A 25,567-nucleotide genomic window follows, 5' to 3' on the forward strand; every position below is an offset into this window, starting at 1 on the left:
TTTTGTCGTTCAATAAATGGCTACTTATCTCAGACGATACGAGTCCTCTAATCTAACTTATTCACTAACCGTGTCAGCCTCTCCTGACCGATCCACCACGTCAATTAAGTCTCAATCGCTTCTTAGCCATAAGGCGTGTTCAACACGATATATAGCGCATTTTGTGCAGTAGATCAACTGACAATTAACGCCTGTTCCGTTTCAACTGGTCTACTCAACAACAAAAAGTGCTGATTACGGCGTAATCAGCACTTTTTAGATAAGAAAGCTACTATTCTATCGAATAAATCAGTCAGGGAACGGATCTCTATTTTCGGAGTTGATCCAATCGATTATGCAATATTCACCCGAATTGTAAGAACGACCGTCGTTGTACGCATGCGGCTTAATCGAGATCTGACTGACCACACCCTGCCAGGCAGTGTTGCCTGACAAATCAACTATCGCCGTATGCCACTGTCCGTCTGGAATTACGTCAAAAAGAACCGTTTGAATCGGAGCGTCGGCGCTTCCATTGGCAAACCGGACTTTATCCTCATCGACAAACCGGTTATTGTTTGACAAATCAAGCGGACCATCACTTTTCTGACGGTTACGTTGGAATTTCAACGACCATTTTGTCTGATTACCAGAATATTTGTAGCGAATGTAAAACTTGTTGAACTGGCTGGTCTCCCAACATACACCGGGCGACTGCATAACGGCGTGTGCTCCGTTGCTGAGGTATACCTTCCAGCCCTGACGCGACTTTCCGTTGAACGTGTCATCCCAGGTGTGGACATCGTCACCATCGCCCGAGTTTAAGCTCCATCCTTCCCGACCTGGGCGGTTGAACTTGAACTTCGGTGTACGATCAGGGCGGTAAGACTGTGCATAAACGTAAGCCCGCACTTCATCGACGGTACCAACAATCACTTTAGCCGTATGCCGCCAGATTATATTGTTGTCCAGGATTTCGGCAGGTGACGAGGTAATTGAAGCATAGGTTCCTCCCATCGATGGGTTAGCGGCATCGAAACCGCCATCACCCCAGAAACCGTAAGCGGCTTTAATGTTGTCTTTTAGCATCAGGCCGATACCAAACCCATCGGTTCCGCCAACCCATATCCAAGGTTCTGACAGATAAACGCCGTTCGGTCTGCCACCGTTTTTACCAACCCCATTGCGATTGCTCGGCCCTGTCTCAGGTGCAATTGTCGTTACGCCATCGTTGGAGTACGGACGGTCTCCATCATACCATTTGAAAACCCGCAGTCCATTGACATACAAGCAAGGATTTTCCTGCGATTTCGTAACGTGCCGCCCAGCATAACTAGTCCGGTTAAACGTAGACTGATAGTGGAGATCGAGCGCTCGGTCGTCCAGGGTACCCCACTTCTCGAAAATGACCTGGTCACCAACATACAGTCGATTCTGTCCGTAAATAGGTGGTCTCGTTTTCGTGTAGAAACCCGATGATATTCGACCAAACTTCAACAACTGACCGCTATTCATAAAATCGTCCCCAGCCTCGTTCGGATTGAAGCCAAGTCCTCCATCGTAACCCGGTGGGTTCTGACCGTCTACCGGATAGCTGCTACCAGCCGCACCGTCGAATTCGTTGGTGTAGAAAGGCTTCGGCAAAGCATAGAGACACTCGGACAAGCCTTGACCCAGGAAGATTCGTCTTGGTGGACCCGAACGATCTACAACTCTATTTTCATCGCCGTCGTACCGATTCGGGTTGTACAACAGTGTGTGCGTCGAATTATGCTGCTTGTTAAATATCTGATAAACAGCTCCTCCCATCCCTGGCTGCTGCGAATCGGTAGTTTGATTACGCAGCGCAAGTTTGACTCTAATCTTATCGTTTTCAAAAACGGGGAATGCATCATCAGTAGACGACTCACCCGGTGCTGTATAGTCAAAGTTATCGCCCCGGTACGAATACACACCTAGTTCGGGGCATCCCGTTACTCGTAACGTAACCGTATCTTTTTTGGCAACGCAGCCTAACTTCGAAGCAGTAACGGTATAAATGAAATTACCATTCGAATTCGGTACGTTAACCGTAGCCGACTGGCCGTACTGGGCCACTCCGTTACCATTCCACGAATAGTTTACACCATCACAATCAGGACCATTGCAATTAGCTGATAAATTGACGCTTGCGCCACAAGACAGATCGGTACTGCTGGCACTTGCTTTTGGGGTAAAGGCACATTTCGGCAAGTCACAGGAAGTAACATAAACCGTGTTAGACGCTGCACTGCTGCAGCCATTAGCAAAACAGGTAGCCGAGTACTCCCCCGCCGTGCTCACCACCAGACTGCTCCCCGTCACCCCCGTTGACCAGCTCACCGTACCACTACAGCCGCTGGCCGTCAGACTCACACTCGAGCCGTTGCACAGCTGGGCGCTGCCCGACACGCTCACCACCGGAGCCGAGGGCGGAGTGCAGACCGTCTCGCTGCTGGGCTTGATGCAAACCTGATCAAAACAGATGTAACCCTCCTCGGTACCACTGCTCAGACCGATGACGTGGTTGCCCGCCGTCAGCTCGAAGCTGCCCACCAGCTGGTTCTGGAAGCTGCGGCTCAGGTTGCAGTTGACCGTCTGGCTCTTGCCGTCGATGCGCACGATAGCCTTCACCGCCCGCTCAGAGGCCATGTAACGGAAGCTCAGCTGGTAGGTGCCCGCGCTGGTCACGCTGATGCTCTGGTTGCGCACCTCGTACTGGTTGCCCGAGCACACCGCCGTGAACGACACGCAGCTGCTGGTCGACACGACCGGCGTGGTAGGCGTAGTAGTAGGGGTACAAGCCGTCACCGAGACCACGTTCGAGGCTGGGCTGCTGCAGCCGTTGGCTGAGCAGGTGGCCGAGTACTCCCCCGCCGTGCTCACCACCAGACTGCTCCCCGTCACCCCTGTCGACCAGCTCACTGTACCACTACAGCCGCTGGCCGTCAGACTCACACTCGAGCCGTTGCACAGCTGGGCGCTGCCCGACACACTCACCACCGGGGCCGAAGGCGGAGTGCAGACCGTCTCGCTGCTGGGCTTGATGCAAACCTGATCAAAACAGATGTAACCCTCCTCGGTACCACTGCTCAGACCAATGACGTGGTTGCCCGCCGTCAGCTCGAAGCTGCCCACCAGCTGGTTCTGGAAGCTGCGGCTCAGGTTGCAGTTGACCGTCTGGCTCTTGCCGTCGATGCGTACGATAGCCTTCACCGCCCGTTCGGGGGCCATGTAACGAAAGCTCAGCTGGTAGGTACCCGCGCTGCTTACACTGACGCTCTGGTTGCGCACCTCATACTGGTTGCCCGAGCACACCGCCGTGAACGACACGCAACTGCTGGTCGACACAACCGGCGTGGTGGGCGTGGTAGTGGGGGTACAGGCCGTTACCGAGACCACGTTCGAGGCTGGGCTGCTGCAACCGTTGGCCGAGCAGGTGGCCGAGTACTCCCCCGCCGTGCTCACCACCAGACTGCTCCCCGTCACCCCCGTCGACCAGCTCACCGTACCACTGCAACCACTGGCCGTCAGACTCACACTCGAGCCGTTGCACAGCTGAGCGCTGCCCGACACACTCACCACCGGAGCCGAGGGCGGAGTGCAGACCGTCTCGCTGCTGGGCTTGACGCAAACCTGATCAAAACAAATATACCCTTCATCAACCCCGCTACTTAGGCCGATGACGTGACTACCCGCCTTCAGTTCAACGCTGCCCACCAGCTGGTTCTGAAAGCTACGGCTCAGGTTGCAGTTGACCGTCTGGCTCTTGCCATCAATGCGTACGATAGCCTTCACCGCCCGCTCGGGGGCCATGTAGCGGAAACTCAGCTGGTAGGTGCCCGCGCTGGTCACGCTGATGCTCTGGTTGCGCACCTCGTACTGGTTGCCCGAGCACACCGCCGTGAACGACACGCAGCTGCTGGTCGACACGACCGGCGTGGTAGGCGTAGTAGTAGGGGTACAAGCCGTCACCGAGACCACGTTCGAGGCTGGGCTGCTGCAGCCGTTGGCTGAGCAGGTGGCCGAGTACTCCCCCGCCGTGCTCACCACCAGACTGCTCCCCGTCACCCCTGTCGACCAGCTCACTGTACCACTACAGCCGCTGGCCGTCAGATTCACACTCGAGCCGTTGCACAGCTGAGCGCTGCCCGATACACTTACCACCGGGGCCGAGGGCGGAGTGCAGACCGTCTCGCTGCTGGGCTTGATGCAAACCTGATCAAAACAAATATACCCTTCATCAACCCCGCTGCTCAGGCCGATGGTGTGACTACCCGCCTTCAGTTCAACGCTGCCCACCAGCTGGTTTTGAAAATTACGGCTCAGGTTGCAGTTGACCGTCTGGCTCTTGCCATCAATACGCACGATGGCCTTCACCGCCCGCTCGGGGGCCATGTAACGGAAGCTCAGCTGGTAGGTGCCCGCGCTGGTCACGCTGATGCTCTGATTGCGCACCTCGTACTGGTTGCCTGAGCACACCGCCGTGAACGACACGCAACTGCTGGTCGACACAACCGGCGTGGTCGGTGTCGTGGGCGTAGTAGTAGGGGTGCAGGCCGTCACCGAGACCACGTTCGAAGCTGGGCTGCTGCAACCGTTGGCCGAGCAGGTGGCCGAGTACTCCCCCGCCGTGCTCACCACCAGACTGCTCCCCGTCACCCCTGTCGACCAGCTCACTGTACCGCTGCAACCGCTAGCCGTCAGATTCACACTCGAGCCGTTGCACAGCTGGGCGCTGCCCGACACACTCACCACCGGAGCCGAGGGCGGAGTGCAGACCGTCTCGCTACTGGGCTTGATGCAAACCTGATCAAAACAGATATACCCTTCATCAACCCCGCTGCTTAGGCCGATGGTGTGACTACCCGCCGTCAATTCAACGCTGCCCACCAGCTGGTTCTGGAAGTTGCGGCTAAAGCTACAGTTGACCGTCTGGCTCTTGCCGTCGATGCGTACGATAGCCTTCACCGCCCGCTCGGGGGCCATGTAGCGGAAGCTCAGCTGGTAGGTGCCCGCGCTGGCCACGCTAATGGTCTGGTTGCGCACCTCATACTGGTTACCCGAGCACACCGCCGTGAACGACACACAGCTGCTGGTAGCCCGATTGCTCGTGTCAGCAGCAGTCAGAACTGTAAGTTGCCCAGTTGAAACCGCTTCTAGCTTAACAGACTGCGTACTAGATTTCGTAGATAAATTCTGATGGTCACTCCGTAATGTTCTTACAAATCGAAAAGAGTTATCGTCAGTGGCCGAGGTGGACAGCTCTTGTCGAGCAGATGACGGCAGATGCGTATAATTCGTGGATAAGAGAATAGAAATAGTCTTCGCTGAACCAGTTATCAGCTCTATTCCGGGAGGGTTTTTTGTGATTGGAAAACTGTATAAGGGGGGAGAAACCAATAGAAGCAATAAAAGATAAGGTATAATGCGCCTAAGGATACATCCTTTTAGAATGTAGAGAGATAAAGTCATAATAAGTTGGATAAAGATACTTTATAAGTAATTAATACTTAATCAATGCTGTAATATTAGCAAATCTTATGCCTATGATTGACAATTAGTTCTATATGTTTAATAATTTGTTACCAAATATAAATAACTTATAATTAAGTATACATCATTAGATTAGGTTGAGACTGTCTTACATGAGCGGATCGGGCATGGTTAGTCCCTATCGGGGAGGGCACACCTGGAGGCAAGAGGCAGCTTGTTTGCGGGCAACGTGCCAACAGAAGGCTTGGCGGGGTCTTTTTTGCTGCATGAATCTTAACAATAATCCGCTTTACCTGAATGGAGCAGTATGTCAGGCTTGGCCAATGAACAAGAGAACGCTAATTAACCTTGAACGGCAAACTAAAAAGGCTACTAACTTCAGAGATTCTTCATCTATTGAGATAGTATGGCACTAGTTTTGTGCAGGCTTGGCTCATCTCTACATCAACAAGAATAAGCCACAGTGAGTAATCCCTGAAGTGATCTGTTTTTTGCAAGGATAGAACCTCACATTATGTTACTGAAACGACAAAAAGCGCCCAACCTCCTAAGGCTGGGCGCTAAACAGTCCCTGAATTACTGTATATTAAGTAACAATTTTCCTTCCTAGAAACTTGCTGACAGGTTAGCGAAGTAATAACCACCGTTGAAGCCGAACTGGGTTGCGGTGCGACCATATACAAAGCGACCAAAGGAAGAGTTGTCCAATGCTGCTGTACCGTACCGCTCTGGCGTTGGATAGTTAGTTACTTTCAACGGATCAGGATAAACGTCAAACAGGTTGTTAGCCCCTACCGTCAACGTCAAATTTTTCTGAATACGGTAGGAAACATTGAGATCTGTAACCATTCTCGGACTGAAGCTCTGGTCGAGAGCAGGATTGGCAGGATCGTAGGATTCAACCGTACCGAAGCGAGATACCCGAAGAACGGCCCCGAACTTACTGAGACGGTAATTGAATGTAAGCTGAATTTTACTCCGGGGCTGAGCAACCGTCAGCCGGGCACTATCCTGCCGGTTGAACAAAAAGTTACCGAATGTAGCATCCTGCGGGATATTAGCGGGCCGTTTTATATCACCCACGACTTTAGTCTGGTTAAAGTTGGCGGCCAGCGTTACATCCAGCGTACCCGTAGCCAACCGGGGATTTGTGGCGATGACAACATCCAGTCCCCGTGTTTGGGTATTTACAGCATTGGCAAAAAACTGGGCACTGTTCACGTCCGTCTGGCCGGCATTATTCAGGATAGTTGCTACGATCAAGCCTGCCCCGGATGTACCGCGCGAAAACTGGTTGCTATAAATAATTCGGTCACGGATATTGATTTGGTACACATCAACGGTTAGACTGACGTTTGAGAGAGGGCGGGATGTAATACCGACGCTAAAATTTGTTGAGCGTTCGGCACCAAGCGACGGTACACCAAACGCCTGAGCGATGGGACTATCGTTCCGGAATGTGCCCGTCTGCCGTGGTTCCAGCCCCGTTCCGGTCGAGACAAACACGGTACTGATGGCGCTAAAATAACGCTGGTGCAAACTCGGTGCCCGAAATCCATTACTAACAGATCCCCGGAGCGAGAACGCTTCGCTAAAGCGATAGCGAGCAGCCAGCTTACCGGCTACGTTTCCACCGAAATCGCTGTAGTACTCATAACGCCCAGCGGCATTTAACAACAACCGTTCGGTAACATCCGACTCCAGGTCAAGATAAGCGCCGTATACCTGCCGGTGTGCATTAATAGCGTTGGCAGGCTGATAACCTGGAAATACCTGCGCTCCACCGGCCTGACCCGATTGCGGACTGAAGTTCAGATACGAGGCCGCTTCCCCCTGTTTGATCCGGTATTGATCGTTCCGGTAGGTCACCCCAGCGGCCACGTTAAACGATGTCAGCCCCATCTGCTTACCAAAATCTTTGGCAGCACTAATGTCGGCTGTATTCTGATAAAAGCTGAGCGTTCCGGCATAAAAGGAAGTCGGGTTGTTAACCGGTCCAAGGTATGCTAATGATGCGTTATTGGAATTGGTCACGTCGAAGCGAAAGGAGTTTCCGCCGTACACATTACTGATATCCCAACGCCAGCCATTCGTTTCGCCGTTGACACCCACCAGCAATGACTGGTCGTTGATGGTCGATTGAATGTTCGGTAAGAAGCCATTGGGGTAAATAGCGGTAATAACTTGCGTCGTCTGGTATGGGTAGCGGTAAAAGCCACCGGCCAGCCCCCGGCGGTAATTCAAACCACCCGTAGCGTAAAAACTGGCGTTGGAGCCTGAGCCTTTAATTGGTACGCGGGCATTCAGGAAAAAACCGGCGTTATCGACCCGCGCGTTACCAACCTGTAAATTGTCACTCAGATTAAAATTGTTCTGGCGAATTAATGCCTGATCCTGCTGGTACAGACTCTGCCGACGGGCCACATACGCAGCCGCACTTTCACCTGATTGCTGGCCGACGTTCCAGTTGACGTAAACAGGACCCGTGTAGTCACCCGCCCGGTTGGTGGCTCCGCGATGACGAAACTCACCCGTCAGGCTTAGTATACCTTTCTGACCTAGTTTGAAGCCGTGGTTGATGCCTACCTGTGCCACCTGCCCGTCACCTTCGTATTGCTGGCCGAGCTGGGCATTAACGGTTGTGCCGGGTTGTTCTTTCAGGCGCAGGTTAATCACGCCAGCAATCGCATCAGAACCGTATTGTGAGGAAGCGCCATCGCGGAGGACTTCCACCCGCTCAATTGCCGAACTGGGAATAGCGTTGAGATCCGTACCGACCGATCCTCGCCCAATTGTGCCATTGATGTTGATCAGCGCCTGGTTGTGCCGCCGTTTACCATTGAGCAGCACCAGCACCTGGTCAGGTCCTAAACCGCGTAGTGTTGCCGGGTCAATGTGATCGGTACCGTCCGAAACGGTTTGCCGGGACGAGTTAAACGATGGAGCGACAAAATTCAACTGCTGGCTGATATCCACCTGTCCGGTAGCCACCAACTCGCGCGACTGAATAACATCAACAGGCGCTACTGTCTGCGTACTGGATCGCGCCTGCGTTGAGCGGGAGCCTATAACGACAACTTCGTTCAGACTAGCCAGACTTTCGACCAGTCGTATATCGACTGTAGCCGTGGTTCCGGTTGTAACCTGCACTGGTAGCGTCTGGGTTGTATACCCTACAAAGCTGGCTTGGAGCGTATAACTACCCGGTTCGAGCGTCAAGGTATACAACCCGTTAGCATCGGTAACGGCTCCTGTGTTGCGTCCCTGCACCAGAATAGAAACCCCTGGCAGATCAGCCCCTGTGGTCGCATCTGTAACGTGCCCCCGAACGCTTTGCGCGAACGCTGACAATAAGGCAAACAACCAAACGACACTAGTAAGTATCAGTAAGCGATAAATGTAGCAATTCTTCATAGAACGAAACTTCTGTGGTACGAAGCGTACCGACCCGTAATTCTTATTAACTCACTGGTTATATCGATTGGGTGCCGATAAGGTTTAGTTAATTAGTGAATGGTCCGGTGAGAAAGGGCTACAAAACGTCTCGCTAGCGGAGTAGACAAAGACCACCTTAGGGCGGTTGAGAACAACTTGGCAACTTTGATTGACTTACTTCCGCTTATCAACAAATCGAATCACGGGTATCTGCTTATACAGGAATAAACAATGGCCTATAGCCTTGCAATAAACTCTATCTATACCAGAATTAGTAAACCTGTAAGCTTTTGTAATGATCGAATGATTGCTCCATACAATTCCGGGTTGTGACATCTACGTATGGCAGTATTTTACTGAGTATTAACTACGGATTTCCCTAAGTAATCAGCATGATCAACAGCATATTTTATCGAAAATAAAAAACTCACCTGATCCCTAAAAAATACAATTTTAATAACTTACTAATCTGTATTAAAATTTCTCCCATATTTTTTAATGTCAATATTAAAAGCAAATTAAACAAGTTAATATATTGATTTACAACATTATAGCAATGATAACGTTAACATTATAGACAATTCACTAACAGTTTGTCTATTTTTAGACTCATTCGTAAAGTACAAAAATTGATGCGTCAGAAAAACAGTTTTACGGCAAAATTTACCAACAAACGGGAGAAAACAACTACTCATCGAATATAACCCGTTTACCGCCTGTTGAAGAGGCAACTTTGATCCATCAAACGCAACGAGATCAAAGTCATGGCAACTGTTTTTACAACCAGCATCATCCCAAACAACGCTCGGAATTCAACGTCTAAATCACCCGTTCGCATCACCCTAATCGCAGCCTTAGTTTCCTTTCTTTTCAACCTGGTAAGCTGTAGTCCCAAGACCGATGCCGTTGCGCCAGAGAAAGAAACGACTACGTTTACGGCATCAAGCCTTCGGGCTATTGCTCCTGGTGACAGCAACAACACGCTGAAGGCTGTAGCTTCATTCCCAATCGGTGCTTCCATCAATCCACAACTGCTCGCGTCGAACGCACGATATAAAGCAGTACTTCAGGAAAACTACAATAGCATAAGCACAGAGAACTGCGCTAAAATGAATCGGATTCAGCCAAAAGCAGGCCAATTTATCTGGACCGATACGGATGCACTGGTCAACTTCGCTAAACAATCAAACATGAAAGTACATGGCCATACGCTGATCTGGCACGTAGCTGTACCGGATTGGGTTACTAATTTTCAAGGTGATTCGTTAGCTTGGGAGAAGCTCATGAAAACACATATACAGACTGTTGTAGGCCGTTATAAAGGTAAAATCAAATCGTGGGATGTTGTGAACGAGGCTTTCGAGGATGACGGAACCTATCGCAAATCGGTTTGGTACCAACACTTAGGATCGGACTACGTTGCCCGTTGCTTCCAGTATGCCCATGAAGCTGATCCCGAGGCTCTCCTTTTCTACAATGAGTTTGTAAACGGAAGACCTAAAAAGCAGGCGGCAGTTCTTGCATTACTTAATGACTTAAAGAAACGCAATATACCCATCAACGGGATCGGCGTACAAATGCACATTACAATCAACACGCCTGAAGCAAGTATCTTATCGGAAATCCGTCAATATGCCAACACAGGATTGTTGGTTCACCTTTCCGAGTTAGACATTCGCATGAACCCTACGCTTTCAAAAACGTTTGTGGTGACGGATGCGCTTAAAAGTGCTCATGCATTGAAATACAAAACGGTTGCGCAAATCTATAGAAGTGTTGTAACGAGCGGACAACAGTTTGGAATAACCAACTGGAACCTTGGCGATGCTGACAGCTATCTACGCACAGCAAACACCTGCGAAGATCATCCACTTCTTTTTGACGAAACCTACAACAGAAAGTTATCTTATTATGGATTTATACAGGGCTTGAGTGAGTAACAGAATACCTTTTTGCGTTGGATATAGTTTTTAAAGGCTTTCGGTTTATTAACTGAAAGCCTTTTTTGTAAGCGATAGCCAATCAGGTCGTATTCTCATACCCGCTGAGACCTTCTCGTAAGTCAAGTTAGTATAATTGGCTGGCCAGTTGGTTTTGTCTGAAATACGTACCATGAAGCTCTGCATCTTTTTTCTCTCTCTTCTCCTGGTAAGTACTGCGCTGAAACAGGATGTCCCTCCTCGCTTACGGTTGTTTCTGCTCATTGGACAGTCGAACATGGCAGGCCGGGGTACACCGGACGTACCCGATCAACAGCCTGACAACCGCATCTGGATGCTAACAAAGGAGCAAAGCTGGGTGCCCGCCCGCGACCCCATGCATTTTGATAAACCCGCCGTGATCGGTGTTGGCCCAGGTTTCGCTTTCGCCAAACGCTTAACCGAAGCCTTTCCAAATGAGAACATTGGCTTGATCCCTTGCGCGGTTGGCGGCTCAGACATTGATGTCTGGGTACCCAGTGCCTATTACGAACCAACAAAATCCTATCCGTACGATGATGCACTACGACGAGCCCGTGTAGCACTGGCGCAGGGTAATCTGGCGGGAATTCTGTGGCACCAGGGCGAGAGTGATTCAAACCCGGAGAAGGCACCTGAATACGGTCAAAAGCTGGTTGCGCTGATCCAGCGGCTACGGCAGGATTTGAATGCACCGGCTGTCCCGGTTGTCGTGGGTACGTTAGGCGACTTTATTGTCAAGCGGAACAAAGATGCAGTAACCATCAATAAGGCATTGCAGGCGATTCCGGGTCAGGTCGCGAACACGTACTGCGTTGTCTCGGCGGGCCTAACTGACAAAGGCGATTCAACGCATTTCGATACACCCTCGGCCCGAACATTAGGACGACGCTACGCAGAGGTTTTTATTCAGAAGAAACTGTTGCCTAATCCATGAGTTGGGTATTGCGGTACGGTTAGCGCAATCTCTATTGTCAAACAAGCGGGCTGTTAATACGTTTACCGAGTTAAACCAACTCAACGTATGGCAAATCGACTCATCATCGTCACGGGTTTCGGCTCCCATAATCCCTCTAGCTGGACACGCGCTTATCTGAATATCAGCCAGGAAGAAGCCGTAAGGCGCTATAAGGAAACGTTCGAAAGCAAGGATCGTCCGCAGGTCGACATCGTTGAGTTCGAGGATGAAATTGCGCTGTCTATGGGACCTACCAATCAGGTTATCGTGACAGGCTAGGACGAGTAAGAAACGGCTGAGACTGAGAATAGGCACAAAAAAGTGGCCTACGAACGCGCAGGCCACACTTCAGTTACGATGGGCAATGCAAACCTAACTAACTTAATTACTTTCCTTCGCGGTCTTTGTGCGCTTTGTGCTGACGCCGACGCTCCAGTACTTTAGCCCGCTGTTCGGGTGTCATGGCATTCAGACGAGCCTGCATCTGTTCGCGGTGGGCCTGCCGAAACGCTTTACGCTCAGCAGGTGTCATTTGGGCAAGCTTAGCTTTCATTTCGGCTTTCTTTGCTTCCCGCTGTTCGGTTGTCAGCCGGGGCCTGGCACCGGGCGTCTCCGGCTGACTTTGGGCAAACGCACCCACCGACAGAAACAGGGCCACAACGGCCATCAACAATCTGTTTGTGTTCATTAGCTTTCTTGTTTTACCCTTTGACGAAGCTCATTGGCGAAGGTTTAATCAATAGCTTCTTATTTCTTGTTTATAACACACCTCGTTGATTGATAAGCCGCCATTCAGCGAAAAACAGTTCTGTTCATGAACAACCTAAGCCTTTATATTCAAGTCTTTGTTTACATAGCCGCGGGAATCAATCATTTCATCAGCCCCAAAATGTACTTGTCTATTATGCCGCCTTACATTCCGGCGCATAACCTGATGGTCGTATTGAGTGGCATCGCGGAGGTAATCCTCGGCGTTGGCTTGCTATTCCCGGCAACACGTTCGTTATCGGCCTGGGGATTGATCCTGCTACTCATTGCTGTTTTTCCCGCCAACCTTTACATGGCGACCTCTAGCCGGTTTCGGAAATTCCCGGCCTGGTTACGCTGGGCTCGGTTGCCCTTGCAGGGGGTTTTGATCTGGTGGGCCTACCAATACACCTGATTTATTCGAGTACCTGAATCCAGCCTTTACACTGTACTCCCGACGGTGTTGTTAGCAAGTAATAGTAAACGCCATTATCGACGTTGCTACCCCAGTTGTTCTGGTAAGGTGATGCCTCGAAGACACGTCGCCCCCATCGGTTGTAGATCACCAGTTGAGCATTGAACAGGCCACTGTTGAAAACGTCGTTTTTGCCGTCGTTGTTGGGCGTAATGACATTCGGGATGTTGTTTAGATTCTCAACGTTGATCGGCTTCGTTGTACTCAGTGAACAGCCGTTGCGGTAAGCCGTCAGCGTAACTGCGTACTGCCCGGACTGCTCGTATTGATAATTTTCGGGAATAGTCGTCCGGATGGTATCGCCATTCCCTAGTTGCCAGACGTATTGATCAGCGTTTTTCGTATTGTTCACGAACGTTAGCTGGGCCGCCTGACTGCAATTTTCGCCAATCTGAACCGAGAAATCCGGTCGGAACGAGGCATCGCTGCTTACCGTTACATTTCGGCGCGTAGTACAGCCGTACTCGTTGGTCATATCGACGGTATACGTTGTTGTTTGTTTCGGCCGGGCGATGGGGTTGGCAATGGTTGTACTGCTCAATCCATCAGCGGGCGACCAGACATACTGAATAGCGCCACTGGCACGCAGCATGGCAGCCGCATCGGGGCAGATCGTTGTATCAGGGCTAACCCGAAAATTAGCCGGATTGACCGTAATCACCTGTTGAACAGAATCGACCCGTTGGCACGTCAACGGATTATACGCCCGGATCTTGACGGTGTACTGGCCCGCTTTTGTAAAGACGTAACTGGTTTTGGCCGTATCCGTTGAAACGACTTGCCCATCAATAACCCACTGGTATTGCTTACCGCCCGTACTGGTATTCTGAAACGTGAGTGTCAGCGGAGTACAGCCCGTTACGATGCCTTTCTCGGTGCCCCGATATGTATCGAAACCCGCCCGCAACCGATCCACATCGAATTTGAAAGCCAGGTTATTGCAGTTTGAACTGTTGTTTGTTTTCGACCAGGCTTGAGCGGTTGCCGGAAAGCTGGTTCCTCCACAGGCGCAGACGGCGTGGTAGATAACACCTTGCTTGTTAAAGCGTGATGTTCCTCCATCTACGTGATCCCCCCGGCCAACGGCTTCGCTACCCACAAACGTGGCGTACAACAATGATTTGGCACCGCGTTCGAGCAACGCTACCCAGAAATTGCTTCCGTTTGTCGTACGCTTGTAGGCTCCACTCGTGACAGGCAACCCGTTTGTGCTACTGCTGACGTTGTAACCCGTTCGGGCGTTTACCGCTCCACCCCACCCCGACAGATAAATGTTGCCGCATTCGTTGATCAAAAAAGCCGTAGGAGCAATATCCGGCGTAGCTCGTTCTGATCCCACAACGGTAGAAAAAACGGTACTGGACAAGTTGGCGTCGAGTGCGTGGATAAACTGACTGCTACCCGCATTCTGATACGTACCCGTCGTGACGGGATATTTACCTTTCGTTGACCCAAACACGTACGGGTTACCATCGGTGTCAACATCCAGCAAATAAACAATATCGTCGGCTGCCGTACCTAGGTAAGTCAGTCGGGTCAACTGCTGGTTGTCAAACCGGGCTACGAAACCGTCGGCCTGCGTCGTGCTTTCGGGTTTTGATTTGATCGCATCCGCACTGGCGGGCAAGTCGCGGCTGGTGGTTACGCCCCCGACGTACAGCGTTCCGGACGAAGTCAGTTTAAGGCTATGCGCTTTATCGTAACCGCTGCCACCAATCCGCGAACTCCAGCGCAATTGCGACAAGTCAGCACTCAGCCGAAACACAACCCCATCGGCCAGATTAGTACCCGTTACAGGTAAGGCCGGAGCCGGGAAATCCGTTGATTCCGTTACGCTAGCTACGTATACATCATTGTCGGGACCGACGATCACTTCGCCCCGCAGATCGTCGCCGTAGTTGCGAAACGAAATTCCGTCGCTGTTAGGCCCTGTACTTAATCTGGATCCTACCCCATCTTTGCTGGCTCCGCCGACAAACGTACTGGCAACGAGCTGCTTGCCATCTGGACTAAGAATAGAAACAAACAGATCACTGCCGTTGGTAAACTCAATGCTGGTTGTGGTTGCAAAAGAATACGAAGCTGGCGTTCCCAACTGCGTCTTGGTCTGATAAGCGCCCGCTGTCACCGGAAAATCGGTCGAGGATGTAGAGCCCATGACCACCAGATTTCCCTGCCCGTTGACAATCAGGCTATGCGGTACTTCTGCGGCTTTTCCCCCGAGAAACGTTGCGTAGAGTAGCTTACTACCATCCGGACTGAATTTTAGGATAGCCACATCGACAACACCGCTAAACCGCGTTCGAAAGGCGCCGGTTGTAGCCGGAAAATCCGGCCCAAATACAATGCCACCGGAATAAAGATTGCCGTCTGTGTCGTAAGTAGCCGTCATACCCCAGTTGTCAGAATAAGACCCGGAGTAAGTCGAAAAAACCAGTTCGGGGTCAATGGTCAGTGTCTGGCTCTTGTCGTACCCGTTCGGAAACCGAAAACCAACTTTGCGGCTGTTACCGGCTGGACTTTGACCCGCGTCGAGCTGCCAGAACGCAGCCACCTCCGTAGCGCGACCGTTCTGACTGACATACGAATACGGGCGACTCTCGGTAATCGCTTGCAGGCTCGTTTCGACGATTAGTTGCTCCTTGTCTATGCGAAGTTGATTTGCCCCCAAATAAACCAGCTGAATGACTGACGGATCGGCACCGGGCCGCACAATGAATTCGTATTTGAGTGTCTGATAGTAAGCGTACAGCCGCAGATCGATACCCGGATAAAGATCATGGTACAGCACCTCGCTAAAGGCCGCCACGTTGCCTGTCGGATTCTTTCCCGTGAGATAATTTCGAATGGTCGGGGACGGGTGGCTCGTTTCTATTTGACTAGCGGTGTTAGCCCCTTCAAATCGTACCTCCACCGCGTGACCGGGAATCTGATCGCTAATAGGCTGACCAGCCGTTGGTGTATGGTGACTGGACAAAGCCGAGCCATCGTAAAAAACGTAATGCAGGGCGTTGTCTTTCAAGTACAGATAACCACCCGGAATCTCGGCCCGAAAACGGACTTCACTCGCCCACTGTCCACGGTTCTGCACAAAAGCAACCGGCTCAGCTTGAAGCCTGGAAGCAAGTAAACTGATAATAAAAAGTAAAGGGTAAAAACGCCACATAGAGCAAGGGTTGAGCTGTATGTGAATAACGCACTTTTACGGATAAAATGATAGGTTTTGACAGGGCTTATTCTGCCTTTCTTTTGCTTAATACACAAACTATATATGCTTTATCTGGATAGTGCACTCAGCGATTAGTAGAAAAACGAATGTGGCTTGTTTTCTAGAAAATCGACTTCTATGAATTTAAAAATTATGTATGCTGGCTTGTTATTGGCGGCTACAAGTCTTACTTCATCTCCTCTTTTCGCTCAACGTTCCAATGCTCTCGGTCAGTTTGATGGACAATCGGATGTAGGCAAGGTAAAGCGGCCCGGCGCGGCAACCTACGACCCCATAAAGCAGGAATACACCGTTGAGGGTTCAGGCACCAACATCTGGTTTGATCACGACGAGTTTCACTACGTCTGGAAGCGCATGAAGGGCGATTTCATTCTTCAGCTAAACGGCAAATTACTCGGAAAAGGCGTTGATCCACACCGCAAACTCGGCTGGATGGTTCGTTCGACGCTTGATTCAAACTCGGCGCACATCAACGCGGTCGTTCACGGCGACGGCCTTACCTCGCTGCAATTCCGCCGGACCAAAGCCACAACCACGGAAGAACAAAAATCAGCGCTTACGTCGGCGGATGTGGTACAGCTGGCCCGAAAAGGCAACACCTACACCATGTCGGTAGCCCGCAACGGACAGTTGTTCGTAACGGAGCAGGTTAGCGATTTAACGCTGGGCGATGATGTTTACGTGGGCCTGTTCGTGTGTTCGCACAATCCGGATGTTTCGGAAAAAGCCGTTTTCCACAATGTTCGCATCATTGTTCCCGCCCGCGACAATTTTGTGCCCTATCGCGAGTACATCGGCAGTGACCTGGAATTGATGGACGTGTCAACGGGATACCGGAAAGCCGTTTATCATTCACCCGAATCGATTCAGGCTCCGAACTGGTTGCCTAACAACAAAGCGTTGATCTACAACAGCAATGGAAAATTATACCGTTTCGATCTGAAGAAGAAAACCCCGACGGTGATTAATACAGATTTTGCGATCAACAATAACAACGATCACGTTCTATCGTTTGATGGAAAAATGATCGGCATCAGCAACCATGTCAAAGACGAAGGCAACAAATCCATCGTGTACACCTTACCCGTTAGTGGCGGCAAGCCCAAACGAATCACGCCCCTGGGTCATTCGTACCTGCACGGCTGGTCGCCCGATGGCAAGACGTTGATCTACACGGGCCAGCGAAACGATGAGTTCGATATTTATAAGATTTCGTCCGATGGCGGTCCGGAAACGCAGCTTACCACGGCTAAAGGGCTGGACGACGGTTCGGAATACTCGCCCGATGGCAAGTATATTTATTTTAACTCGACCCGGAGCGGTACGATGCAAATCTGGCGCATGAAGGCTGACGGCAGCGACCAGACGCAGATTACCAATGACGAATTCAATAACTGGTTTCCGCACATTTCACCGGATGGAAAATGGATGACAATTCTGTCGTTTGGCAAAGACGTATCGCCCGACGATCACCCATTCTACAAGCACGTCTATTTGCGGTTGCTACCCGTTTCGGGCGACGCCCCCGCAAAAGTCATCGCTTACGTATATGGCGGTCAGGGAACCATCAACACCCCGTCGTGGTCGCCGGACAGTAAGCAAATCGCATTTATCAGCAATTCGGATTCGGTCGATAAAGCAGCAACGGCCAACAAATAAAGAGTAGGCAAATTGGGTCCAACTCTTATTGGTGTAGTAGTAAATCAATTCCAATCTTATGAACGGTTCTCTAAAAATTTCCCGTAGCGAATTTCTTAAAACCAGCGCGCTGGCGATGGCTGCCGCTCTGGCGCCGAGCCTCGACGTACTGGCCAAGCCCGCAAAATCCGTTGGGTTACAGTTATACACCCTTCGTGACCTCTTGCCCAAAGACCTCGAAGGAACGCTGAAAAAAGTGGCCGAGATCGGCTACAAAGAAGTAGAACTGTTTGGCTACTCCGACGGTAAGTTTTTCGGAAAAACGCCGACTGAGTTTTCGGCTCTGCTAAAAAGTCTGGGTTTATCAGCGCCCAGTGGCCATTACACGACTGGCAACACCATGCCCAACGCAAAAGGTACGCTGAAAAACGACTGGAAGCGGGCCGTTGACGATGCCGCTGCACTCGGTCAGAAGTACATGGTTTGCGCGTACCTGTTTCCGCAGGAGCGCACGATGGACGACTACAAACGCCACATCGATTTATTCAACAAATCGGCGGAGGTTTGCAAAGCCAGTGGTATTCAGTTTGCCTACCACAACCACGATTTCGAATTCAAAGAAATGGACGGTCAACTGCCTTACGATATGATTCTGAAAGGCACAGATCCCAACCTGGTAAAAATGGAACTGGACCTGTACTGGGCCAGCTTCGCCGGGCAGGACCCCGTTGCGTTGTTCAAAAAGCATCCGGGCCGGTTCCCGCTCTGGCACGCCAAAGACATGGCCAAAACCAAAGAACGTGAATTTGCCGAAGTAGGCGAAGGGTCTATTAACTTCCAGCGCATTTTCGACGCTAAGAAAATCGCGGGCATGACGCATTACTTTGTGGAACAGGACGTTTGCAAACGGCCACCGCTGGAGTCGATCGCCATCAGCTATCGGAACCTGAGCAAGCTTAGCGTCTAGAACCCACAGGACCAGGTTGTCCCAAACCTACGGACGCCGACCCGTAATCAGTCGGTAATGAACGAACGATACAAGATAAACGTCTAAAGCCGGATACAGTACGGCAAAAGGTTTTTATTTTGTGTCGTTCGTTTTTGTTTTGCCCTAAAACCCGCCCCAATGGCCCGACTTCTTTTTACTTTTTTCACACTACTTTCGCTGTCCATCTCAACGGCCTGGAGCGCACCCGGCGATACGCACATTGCCATCGAAACCCGCCAGACCGCTCTGGTGATCCGGGTGGACAAAGACCAGAATCCGACGATTGTTCACCTTGGCCAACGGCTCAGCCGCCCCGACGAATATGCCAAGCTTCCAGCAAACGGCAAACGGGGCGAAGATTATACCGGTCTGTACAATTCGGCTTATACACCAGCCGGAAGCCGGAATTTGCTGGAACCTGCCATTCAGGTTACTCATGCCGATGGTAATCCGTCGCTCGATTTACGCTACGTACGTCACGAACGTAAATCCGTAGGAGATGGCGTTGTCCTCACGACGGTTTACCTAAAAGATCCGCAGTATCCGTTCGAAGTAACGCTGTTCTACAAAGCCTACGAAAACGAGGATGTCATCGAACAGTGGTCGACAATCCGGCATACCGAGAAGAAAAATGTTACACTTCACAAATATGCCTCCGCGAACCTGTACATTCCCGCTACAAATTATTACCTGACGCATTTTCACGGCGACTGGGCTAAAGAAATGAATCCGACCGAAGAGCCGCTTACCGAAGGAATCAAAATACTCGACACAAAACTCGGTACGCGGGCTGACCTGTTTCAGCCGCCTTCTTTTCTGATTGCGTTGAATCAACCCGCCGAAGAAGACAAAGGCGAGGTGATGGCCGGAACGCTGGCCTGGTCAGGGAACTACCAGATCGCTTTTGAAGTCGATCCGTTGCATAACCTGCGACTCACAGCGGGCATAAACCCGTACGCGTCGGCTTACAACTTAACGCCGGGTAAAGAATTTACGACGCCCGCTTTTTTGTTTACCTACTCGACTACCGGCAAAGGAACCGCCAGCCGGAACCTACACCGCTGGGCGCGTAAATTCCGGATTCCGCAAGGACAGGGTAATCGGCTAACGCTGCTCAACAACTGGGAAGCTACGTATTTCGATTTCAACGAAGAAAAGCTAACGGCGCTGTTCAAAGACGGGAAGAAGCTAGGCGTTAACTTATTTCTGCTCGACGATGGCTGGTTTGGCAATAAATACCCAAGAAACGACGACCATGCTGCGTTAGGCGACTGGCAGGAGAACGTTAAGAAGCTACCGCACGGTCTTGGTCATCTGGTCAAGCAAGCCGAAAGCGCTGGTATTAAGTTCGGCATCTGGCTGGAACCCGAAATGGTAAGTCCCAAAAGCGAACTTTACGAAAAACATCCGGACTGGGTGCTCAAACTCCCTAATCGACAGGAATATTACTTTAGAAATCAGCTCGTTCTGGACCTGACAAATCCCAAGGTACAAGAGTTTGTCTACAGTATCGTCGATGATATCGTGACAAAGAACCCGACGATTAACTACATCAAATGGGATTGCAACGCCGTCATCTACAACGCTTTTTCAGCCACCAACCCCAATCCGTCGCACCTGTACGTGGAATATGTACAGGGATTGTACAAAGTCATGGAACGACTGCGTACCAAGTATCCGACCTTGCCGATGATGCTTTGTTCAGGCGGTGGGGGCCGGGTTGATTACGGTGCCCTGCGTTACTTCACCGAGTTCTGGCCAAGCGATAACACGGACGGTTTGGAACGGGTATTCATCCAATGGAATTACTCGTATTTTTTTCCGTCTATTGCTACGTGCAACCACGTCACCGACTGGGGTAAACAGCCCATCAAATTCCGCACGGACGTGGCGATGATGGGTAAAATTGGTTACGACATCGTTGTTAGCAAGCTGGATGAAAAAGAACTGGAATTTAGTCAGCAAGCCTTAAAAACTTACGACCAAATTAAAAATGTGGTCTGGCAGGGCGATCAATTTCGGCTCGTGTCACCTTATACCAGCGATATAGCTTCGTTGATGTACGTAAGCGACGCAAAAGACAAAGCCGTATGGTTTTCGTATCTGACTCAGAACCGCTACAAAGCAGGCAGCGTAGCGCCTATCCGGTTGAAAGGGCTTGACCCATCCAAAAACTACTCAATCCGGGAGCTAAACGTATATCCAGGCACAAAATCTCCCATCAATGACAGTGCAACTGTTTACTCGGGTAATTACCTGATGACAATCGGCTTCAATCCAAACGTCGATGCACGACGCGCCAGTGTTGTGCTTGAGTTGACAGAAAGCAAATAGACAAACAGAAAAAACGGATACTCTTTATAGACTCAAACAGTTGTAAGTGTCGAGTTTTTATAAAGAGTATCCGTTTTCCGGATAAGTATTTAAACGTAGCTATAAAGCGTCAAACTAAAAGCATGGTATACTGAATCAAAGCACTTTACCTGGCTACGCAAAGCTATTTGGCTTCGTAATAGCCCTTATTCGCTTTCTTAGCTGATACGCGCGGTAGGTTTATGCGTATAGGAATACGATAGCGTTGCCGAACATGTTGCGTATATTCTTCGAGCATCCGGTAGAATTCGTCTTCATTACCAGATTCCGCACCATGGTTTGCTTGTGAATGTTCGGCCATGAGTTCGTAAGTCCTATGAACAGTAATTTTTGACGCAATATAGGAAAAACTAACTAGTTGTAAACGAAATCAGTAGTTAATTAAGCGGAATTTGCTTTAGGTCGAAAATCTTTTGCAGATTCTGGGGCTTCTTTCCTACTTTATTCTTCAACGTCTGGGTTTCCGACCAGTGGTGCTGTAGATGTTGTATACTGGAAACCAGTTGGATATAGCTTTGCGTCTTATCCAGATAACTGGTTGTTCCTAGTTCATAACATCGTTCAATATGATCTCTGTTATGCAGCGCCGAAAGGATAGAGATAGGTATACTCCTATACTCCTCGTTACACTTCAGGAAACGAAGGATATCAAAACCACTAAAGACAGGCATTTCGAGATCCAGAAGAATTAGATCTGGAAGCCGACCATCCAATTGATGCGTCAAATGCGTCAGCAACACACTCCCATTTTCAAATACACGTAAGTTGCACTCTTTGAAGTGTTCAGCAAATATGCATTGTAAGAGGTAGCGATCATCTTCATCATCGTCTACAGCGTAAATTAATGGATTAGAAAAGTTAGACATTAGGCTAAATAACTAGAAGTAAACTTCATGAAAAAACATACGCAATGTAACTACGATCTGTTACCATACAAAGTGATCTTTTATCATATACTTAATTAGGGAAAACTTTTACCATTTCTACTTTCCAATTATACCTAAATATACCCTACCTACCCTAATTTATTTACTGATAACCAGTAGTACAGACATATTAGTTTAGCAAATATTTTCACTCATAACATAAAATAGTTGATTACTATTTACCTTTTCTCCATTAGATCTACAGGTAATAAATTTCTCGCATAATATTATATTTATTTTTAGTTTTAAGTTACCTTTTATTGTCTTTATTTATTATGATAATCCTAAAATTGGATAACATTATCTTAAAAATTCCGTTATTAACAGTTTAATCGTATAGTAAACAAATTTACTGATGCGCTTTTGATTGGAATGACCAGTTAGACCTTGCTACGTTCTTGGCGTTGTAGAAGGTGATGGCTACCATTGTCACATTTTAATGTCACCAAAATCCGCCCTCTAGTTTCGTACTAAAGAATTTAGAGAATATATATTTACTTGCTTTCGTTTTATCTAGTACAATTTTATTTGGGCGGGCTACTATAACGCAATTATATATACTACGCTATTGGTATTACAAGATAAATTAGTTTTCGATTAATATCCAATTCGATAGTAGAATAATTAAACATTTCCCTTTGTTGTATGATAAATAGAGTATGGGTACTATAATGAAGCCAACCGTAGGCAATATAATCAGGCTGTGGTTTGGGGCAGATACCCCAATCCAACACTATAAAATCAAGTTGAATCCTGCTATATGGGCTGCCTGCCAACGCGTTAGTCAGGATTTTAAGGCACCTTCTGGCGCTTTGTCGAAAGATAAATACCGTAAGTCGGACAAGACTTCTTTTGCGAGAGCTGTGCTGGACGAACTAGATCAAACAAGAGAGCCTGAAGAATCTCTGGAGACTACCTACTAGATGCTTCAGGTGCCGTTTGATAAAACAATCGACGCGTACACTACATTCATGTACGCGTCGGGGAAGTGGTGTGCCTGTTGCGGGTGTATCAACGAGTAACTTATTGGGTTTTAATAGGCACTGCATTGCCCTCCCAAGTAGTAGCCAGCACTATCTAACACCAATTATCTATTGCCCTAGAATCAATTACGAATAAGCTTTTTATGCTCTCCTGTTACAGTACATTGTAAAGGATTAGCGTTACGTGGAGGATAAAACTGATCCCGAACGTAGGAAAGATGTACTTCACGTGCATAGCGGATAAAATTGGAATCAGCACCATCAGAAAAGAAAGGTTACTGGCCAAAAATTGCCAGTCGCTGCCGCCATAATAAAATAAGGTCAACAATAGAACCGGCGAAAGCAAGCAGCCCTGGATAATAGCGGCTGTAGCAGCCCAGCCAAATCGGTTAAACTCAGCTTTATTAACGAAATTCGTATAAGCAGACCGCCAGCGGCTATAACTATTGGTTGTATATGCGGGGGACGAATGAGTTAGTGTTGCCATGAGTATTGCGTGTTTAGATTACATTGCAAAACAACCCATCATTATGCTGTGATAATATGATTAAAATCAGCCAAACAACTGATTATTGCGGCTATTGGATTGACAATAAACAATGCTTTTTGATGGTCTGTCATCTATCAGTCCGTTGCTGATTAATCGTCGTATAGCCCAGACTGTACACATCACAAAACGGCATACACTCCCCAGAGTTACACAGGCGAGCGCATGCCGTTTCATGCTCTTATTGTCACATTTTTCCTGTTCTCTTCGCTCACTAATTACGTAAGACGCATTAATTCATTTTGAGTTTAAATGAACCGTCGGTGAGGGTAATCGTATCGGTTTTGCTTTGCCGACTGTAGCCATTTCCCTCCGGATCGATGGCTGAATCGTAACCGGTCGTTTTGGTAATTGCCTTATCTTCCATTTTGTTGATAAGCCGTCCTACTCCACCGAAAACGGTAGCCGTTGCTTTTTCTTTCCAGTACGAACCCGCCAAAGAACAGTTGAAAGTTGCTTCCAGAAAACCGTCCGCACCCATTTTGACCGTAATAGTTTCGTCGTTGTTCTGGGATTTACCTACGTGGTATTCCATGCGGGGCTCACGCGTCTCTTCCACAAATTTGACAACGGCAATACCTTTGTAAGTACCTAGCTCCTGAATCTTTTTCTTATTCTCTCTTGTGTCGGGTCTGTCTGCATCAACGATCAGATAGGTACCTGTTTCAATAATGTCTTTGTTATCATAGCTGCCCAGCCATATTCGTATCGACTTATCAGGCTTGATGCTGTTAGCCGTTACCCACCAGTAATTACCTATTCGCAGACGACGTGGCTGCGTCTGGTATTTTTTGCCGTCGACCTGCACTTCGAATGAATTACTATTAGCCAGTTGCCCAAATGATGTCGTCGTAACGACTGTCAGCATCAGTAAAGAGAAAAGTACGTTCATGGTTCTTTAGTAAGCGTTTATTAATTGTCTACCGTTTCTTGCGTCCTCCATCAACATAGCTGTTTGTCAATACGCTTTGTCGAGGTAAGTATCAGCTTTTGCTGTTGTACAAAGGTCAATTAAGCGGCCTTATTATCGAATTGGTTGTGTCACCAACCGTATATTCTGATGGATGAACCGTTGTAAACGCGCATTAAAGCGCTCCGCTTCATCCGAATTCAGAGTCCATTATCCGCTATTACCTTGCACTCCTTCTAGAAGCTTTAGCCTTTTTAATCAGGATTTTAACTGGATTAAACCTTAGTTATAATTACTTAGTCCTATATACAAATTAGTTCGCTGTAGATTTACTTTGTTTAACCATTCACCTAAACACGACGACGATGACTAATAACAATCAATCATTCGACTTAACCTGCTCTATCACCTGGCTATCCGTATTTGCCATTTCAGTACTTTATTTGATTGGACTTGTCAAGCTCCTGTTTTGAACACAGACTTGTCAGTTGCACAATAATTGCGTTAATCAATAGAAAGTAAGAAGCAGTTTGGTTTAATTGCCCATTCCTGTTAAGATATCAAAAGCAGGATGCCCTAGCTGATTCTACAATCAGTACCTACCGTAATAGAAAAGCCCGGTCGTTAGCCGGGCTTATTTATTGTACCATATGGAACAGTTGATCCACTGTTACTTCTTGTTCTCTGAAAGTTGTCTTTAGTTGGCTAATTCACTCCCACGTACCCGTCAAACAAAATAGTCCGGCATAAGCATACCGGACTATCCGCATTTTCCACATTGTAATGTTAACCTACTAACCTTTCCTAACGTCTACACTTGCAAACCTTGGATAAGCTATAGACGAGAAAACAGAAACAAGTCACTAAAAATACAAAAAATGAATACTAATCATACAAGGGCAGTTCA

The 25,567-nt window shown here is 48.9% G+C and carries 15 protein-coding genes; 7 read left to right on the top strand and 8 right to left on the bottom strand.

The window, feature by feature from the left end; all coding sequences use genetic code 11:
* Nucleotides 1–288: 288 nt before the first annotated feature.
* On the bottom strand, nucleotides 289–5,085 hold the full coding sequence (locus M0L20_RS05580; RefSeq protein ID WP_248476036.1) for a carbohydrate-binding protein: 4,797 nt from the start codon (nucleotides 5,083–5,085) through the stop codon (nucleotides 289–291).
* A gap of 1,014 nt (nucleotides 5,086–6,099) precedes the next feature.
* Nucleotides 6,100–8,907, bottom strand: a complete 2,808-nt coding sequence (locus M0L20_RS05585; RefSeq protein ID WP_248476037.1) for a TonB-dependent receptor — start codon at nucleotides 8,905–8,907, stop codon at nucleotides 6,100–6,102.
* A 785-nt stretch (nucleotides 8,908–9,692) separates the two neighbouring features.
* On the opposite strand from M0L20_RS05585, the gene M0L20_RS05590 reads away from it, so the two are divergent.
* From M0L20_RS05590 to M0L20_RS05600, 3 genes are all read left to right on the top strand, one after another.
* Nucleotides 9,693–10,868 carry an endo-1,4-beta-xylanase gene (locus M0L20_RS05590; protein WP_248476038.1) on the top strand — a complete coding sequence of 392 codons (1,176 nt, stop codon included), beginning with the start codon at nucleotides 9,693–9,695 and terminating at the stop codon, nucleotides 10,866–10,868.
* 172 nt (nucleotides 10,869–11,040) lie between these two features.
* Nucleotides 11,041–11,823: a sialate O-acetylesterase gene (locus M0L20_RS05595; protein ID WP_248476039.1), complete on the top strand. Its 783-nt coding sequence runs from the start codon at nucleotides 11,041–11,043 to the stop codon at nucleotides 11,821–11,823.
* An 87-nt stretch (nucleotides 11,824–11,910) separates the two neighbouring features.
* Nucleotides 11,911–12,123 carry a hypothetical protein gene (locus M0L20_RS05600; RefSeq protein WP_248476040.1) on the top strand — a complete coding sequence of 71 codons (213 nt, stop codon included), beginning with the start codon at nucleotides 11,911–11,913 and terminating at the stop codon, nucleotides 12,121–12,123.
* A 106-nt stretch (nucleotides 12,124–12,229) separates the two neighbouring features.
* Here M0L20_RS05600 and M0L20_RS05605 read toward each other — a convergent pair whose 3' ends face one another.
* The gene (locus M0L20_RS05605) at nucleotides 12,230–12,532 is read right to left on the bottom strand and encodes a hypothetical protein (protein WP_232559873.1); all 303 of its coding nucleotides are present in this window, start codon (nucleotides 12,530–12,532) and stop codon (nucleotides 12,230–12,232) included.
* Between the two features lie 126 nt (nucleotides 12,533–12,658).
* Here M0L20_RS05605 and M0L20_RS05610 point away from each other — a divergent pair, with 126 nt between their 5' ends.
* The gene (locus M0L20_RS05610; protein ID WP_248476041.1) at nucleotides 12,659–13,006 is read left to right on the top strand and encodes a DoxX family protein; all 348 of its coding nucleotides are present in this window, start codon (nucleotides 12,659–12,661) and stop codon (nucleotides 13,004–13,006) included.
* A gap of 1 nt (nucleotide 13,007) precedes the next feature.
* Here the strand turns inward: M0L20_RS05610 and M0L20_RS05615 are convergent, their stop codons facing one another.
* Complete coding sequence (locus M0L20_RS05615; protein ID WP_248476042.1) at nucleotides 13,008–16,232, bottom strand: DUF7948 domain-containing protein; 3,225 nt, start codon at nucleotides 16,230–16,232, stop codon at nucleotides 13,008–13,010.
* Nucleotides 16,233–16,412: 180 nt separating this feature from the next.
* Between M0L20_RS05615 and M0L20_RS05620 the strand changes: the two genes are divergently transcribed.
* From M0L20_RS05620 to M0L20_RS05630, 3 genes are all read left to right on the top strand, one after another.
* Entirely contained in the window at nucleotides 16,413–17,954 is a 1,542-nt protein-coding gene (locus M0L20_RS05620) for a TolB family protein (protein ID WP_248476043.1), read from the top strand.
* A gap of 58 nt (nucleotides 17,955–18,012) precedes the next feature.
* Nucleotides 18,013–18,900: a sugar phosphate isomerase/epimerase family protein gene (locus tag M0L20_RS05625; RefSeq protein WP_248476044.1), complete on the top strand. Its 888-nt coding sequence runs from the start codon at nucleotides 18,013–18,015 to the stop codon at nucleotides 18,898–18,900.
* 159 nt (nucleotides 18,901–19,059) lie between these two features.
* The gene (locus tag M0L20_RS05630; protein ID WP_248476045.1) at nucleotides 19,060–21,255 is read left to right on the top strand and encodes an alpha-galactosidase; all 2,196 of its coding nucleotides are present in this window, start codon (nucleotides 19,060–19,062) and stop codon (nucleotides 21,253–21,255) included.
* Nucleotides 21,256–21,418: 163 nt separating this feature from the next.
* On the opposite strand, the gene M0L20_RS05635 is transcribed toward M0L20_RS05630, so the two are convergent.
* The 4 genes from M0L20_RS05635 to M0L20_RS05650 form a co-directional block, all read right to left on the bottom strand.
* Complete coding sequence (locus M0L20_RS05635; protein ID WP_232559879.1) at nucleotides 21,419–21,595, bottom strand: hypothetical protein; 177 nt, start codon at nucleotides 21,593–21,595, stop codon at nucleotides 21,419–21,421.
* Between the two features lie 76 nt (nucleotides 21,596–21,671).
* Complete coding sequence (locus M0L20_RS05640; RefSeq protein WP_232559880.1) at nucleotides 21,672–22,160, bottom strand: response regulator; 489 nt, start codon at nucleotides 22,158–22,160, stop codon at nucleotides 21,672–21,674.
* Nucleotides 22,161–23,357: 1,197 nt separating this feature from the next.
* Nucleotides 23,358–23,690, bottom strand: a complete 333-nt coding sequence (locus M0L20_RS05645; protein WP_248476046.1) for a hypothetical protein — start codon at nucleotides 23,688–23,690, stop codon at nucleotides 23,358–23,360.
* A 292-nt stretch (nucleotides 23,691–23,982) separates the two neighbouring features.
* Complete coding sequence (locus M0L20_RS05650) at nucleotides 23,983–24,642, bottom strand: hypothetical protein (protein WP_232559882.1); 660 nt, start codon at nucleotides 24,640–24,642, stop codon at nucleotides 23,983–23,985.
* Between the last annotated feature and the right edge of the window lie 925 nt (nucleotides 24,643–25,567).

Source organism: Spirosoma liriopis (genome assembly GCF_023196085.1).
Lineage (GTDB): Bacteria > Bacteroidota > Bacteroidia > Cytophagales > Spirosomataceae > Spirosoma > Spirosoma oryzicola.

What these genes read in the sequence shown, in the direction of transcription:
- M0L20_RS05585 (WP_248476037.1), bottom strand. Translation starts at nt 8,907, where the DNA reads ATGAAGAATTGCTACATTTATCGCTTACTGATACTTACTAGTGTCGTT.
- M0L20_RS05615 (WP_248476042.1), bottom strand. Translation starts at nt 16,232, where the DNA reads ATGTGGCGTTTTTACCCTTTACTTTTTATTATCAGTTTACTTGCTTCC.
- M0L20_RS05590 (WP_248476038.1), top strand. Translation starts at nt 9,693, where the DNA reads ATGGCAACTGTTTTTACAACCAGCATCATCCCAAACAACGCTCGGAAT.
- M0L20_RS05600 (WP_248476040.1), top strand. Translation starts at nt 11,911, where the DNA reads ATGGCAAATCGACTCATCATCGTCACGGGTTTCGGCTCCCATAATCCC.
- M0L20_RS05645 (WP_248476046.1), bottom strand. Translation starts at nt 23,690, where the DNA reads ATGGCAACACTAACTCATTCGTCCCCCGCATATACAACCAATAGTTAT.
- M0L20_RS05595 (WP_248476039.1), top strand. Translation starts at nt 11,041, where the DNA reads ATGAAGCTCTGCATCTTTTTTCTCTCTCTTCTCCTGGTAAGTACTGCG.
- M0L20_RS05605 (WP_232559873.1), bottom strand. Translation starts at nt 12,532, where the DNA reads ATGAACACAAACAGATTGTTGATGGCCGTTGTGGCCCTGTTTCTGTCG.
- M0L20_RS05635 (WP_232559879.1), bottom strand. Translation starts at nt 21,595, where the DNA reads ATGGCCGAACATTCACAAGCAAACCATGGTGCGGAATCTGGTAATGAA.
- M0L20_RS05610 (WP_248476041.1), top strand. Translation starts at nt 12,659, where the DNA reads ATGAACAACCTAAGCCTTTATATTCAAGTCTTTGTTTACATAGCCGCG.
- M0L20_RS05650 (WP_232559882.1), bottom strand. Translation starts at nt 24,642, where the DNA reads ATGAACGTACTTTTCTCTTTACTGATGCTGACAGTCGTTACGACGACA.
- M0L20_RS05625 (WP_248476044.1), top strand. Translation starts at nt 18,013, where the DNA reads ATGAACGGTTCTCTAAAAATTTCCCGTAGCGAATTTCTTAAAACCAGC.
- M0L20_RS05630 (WP_248476045.1), top strand. Translation starts at nt 19,060, where the DNA reads ATGGCCCGACTTCTTTTTACTTTTTTCACACTACTTTCGCTGTCCATC.
- M0L20_RS05640 (WP_232559880.1), bottom strand. Translation starts at nt 22,160, where the DNA reads ATGTCTAACTTTTCTAATCCATTAATTTACGCTGTAGACGATGATGAA.
- M0L20_RS05620 (WP_248476043.1), top strand. Translation starts at nt 16,413, where the DNA reads ATGAATTTAAAAATTATGTATGCTGGCTTGTTATTGGCGGCTACAAGT.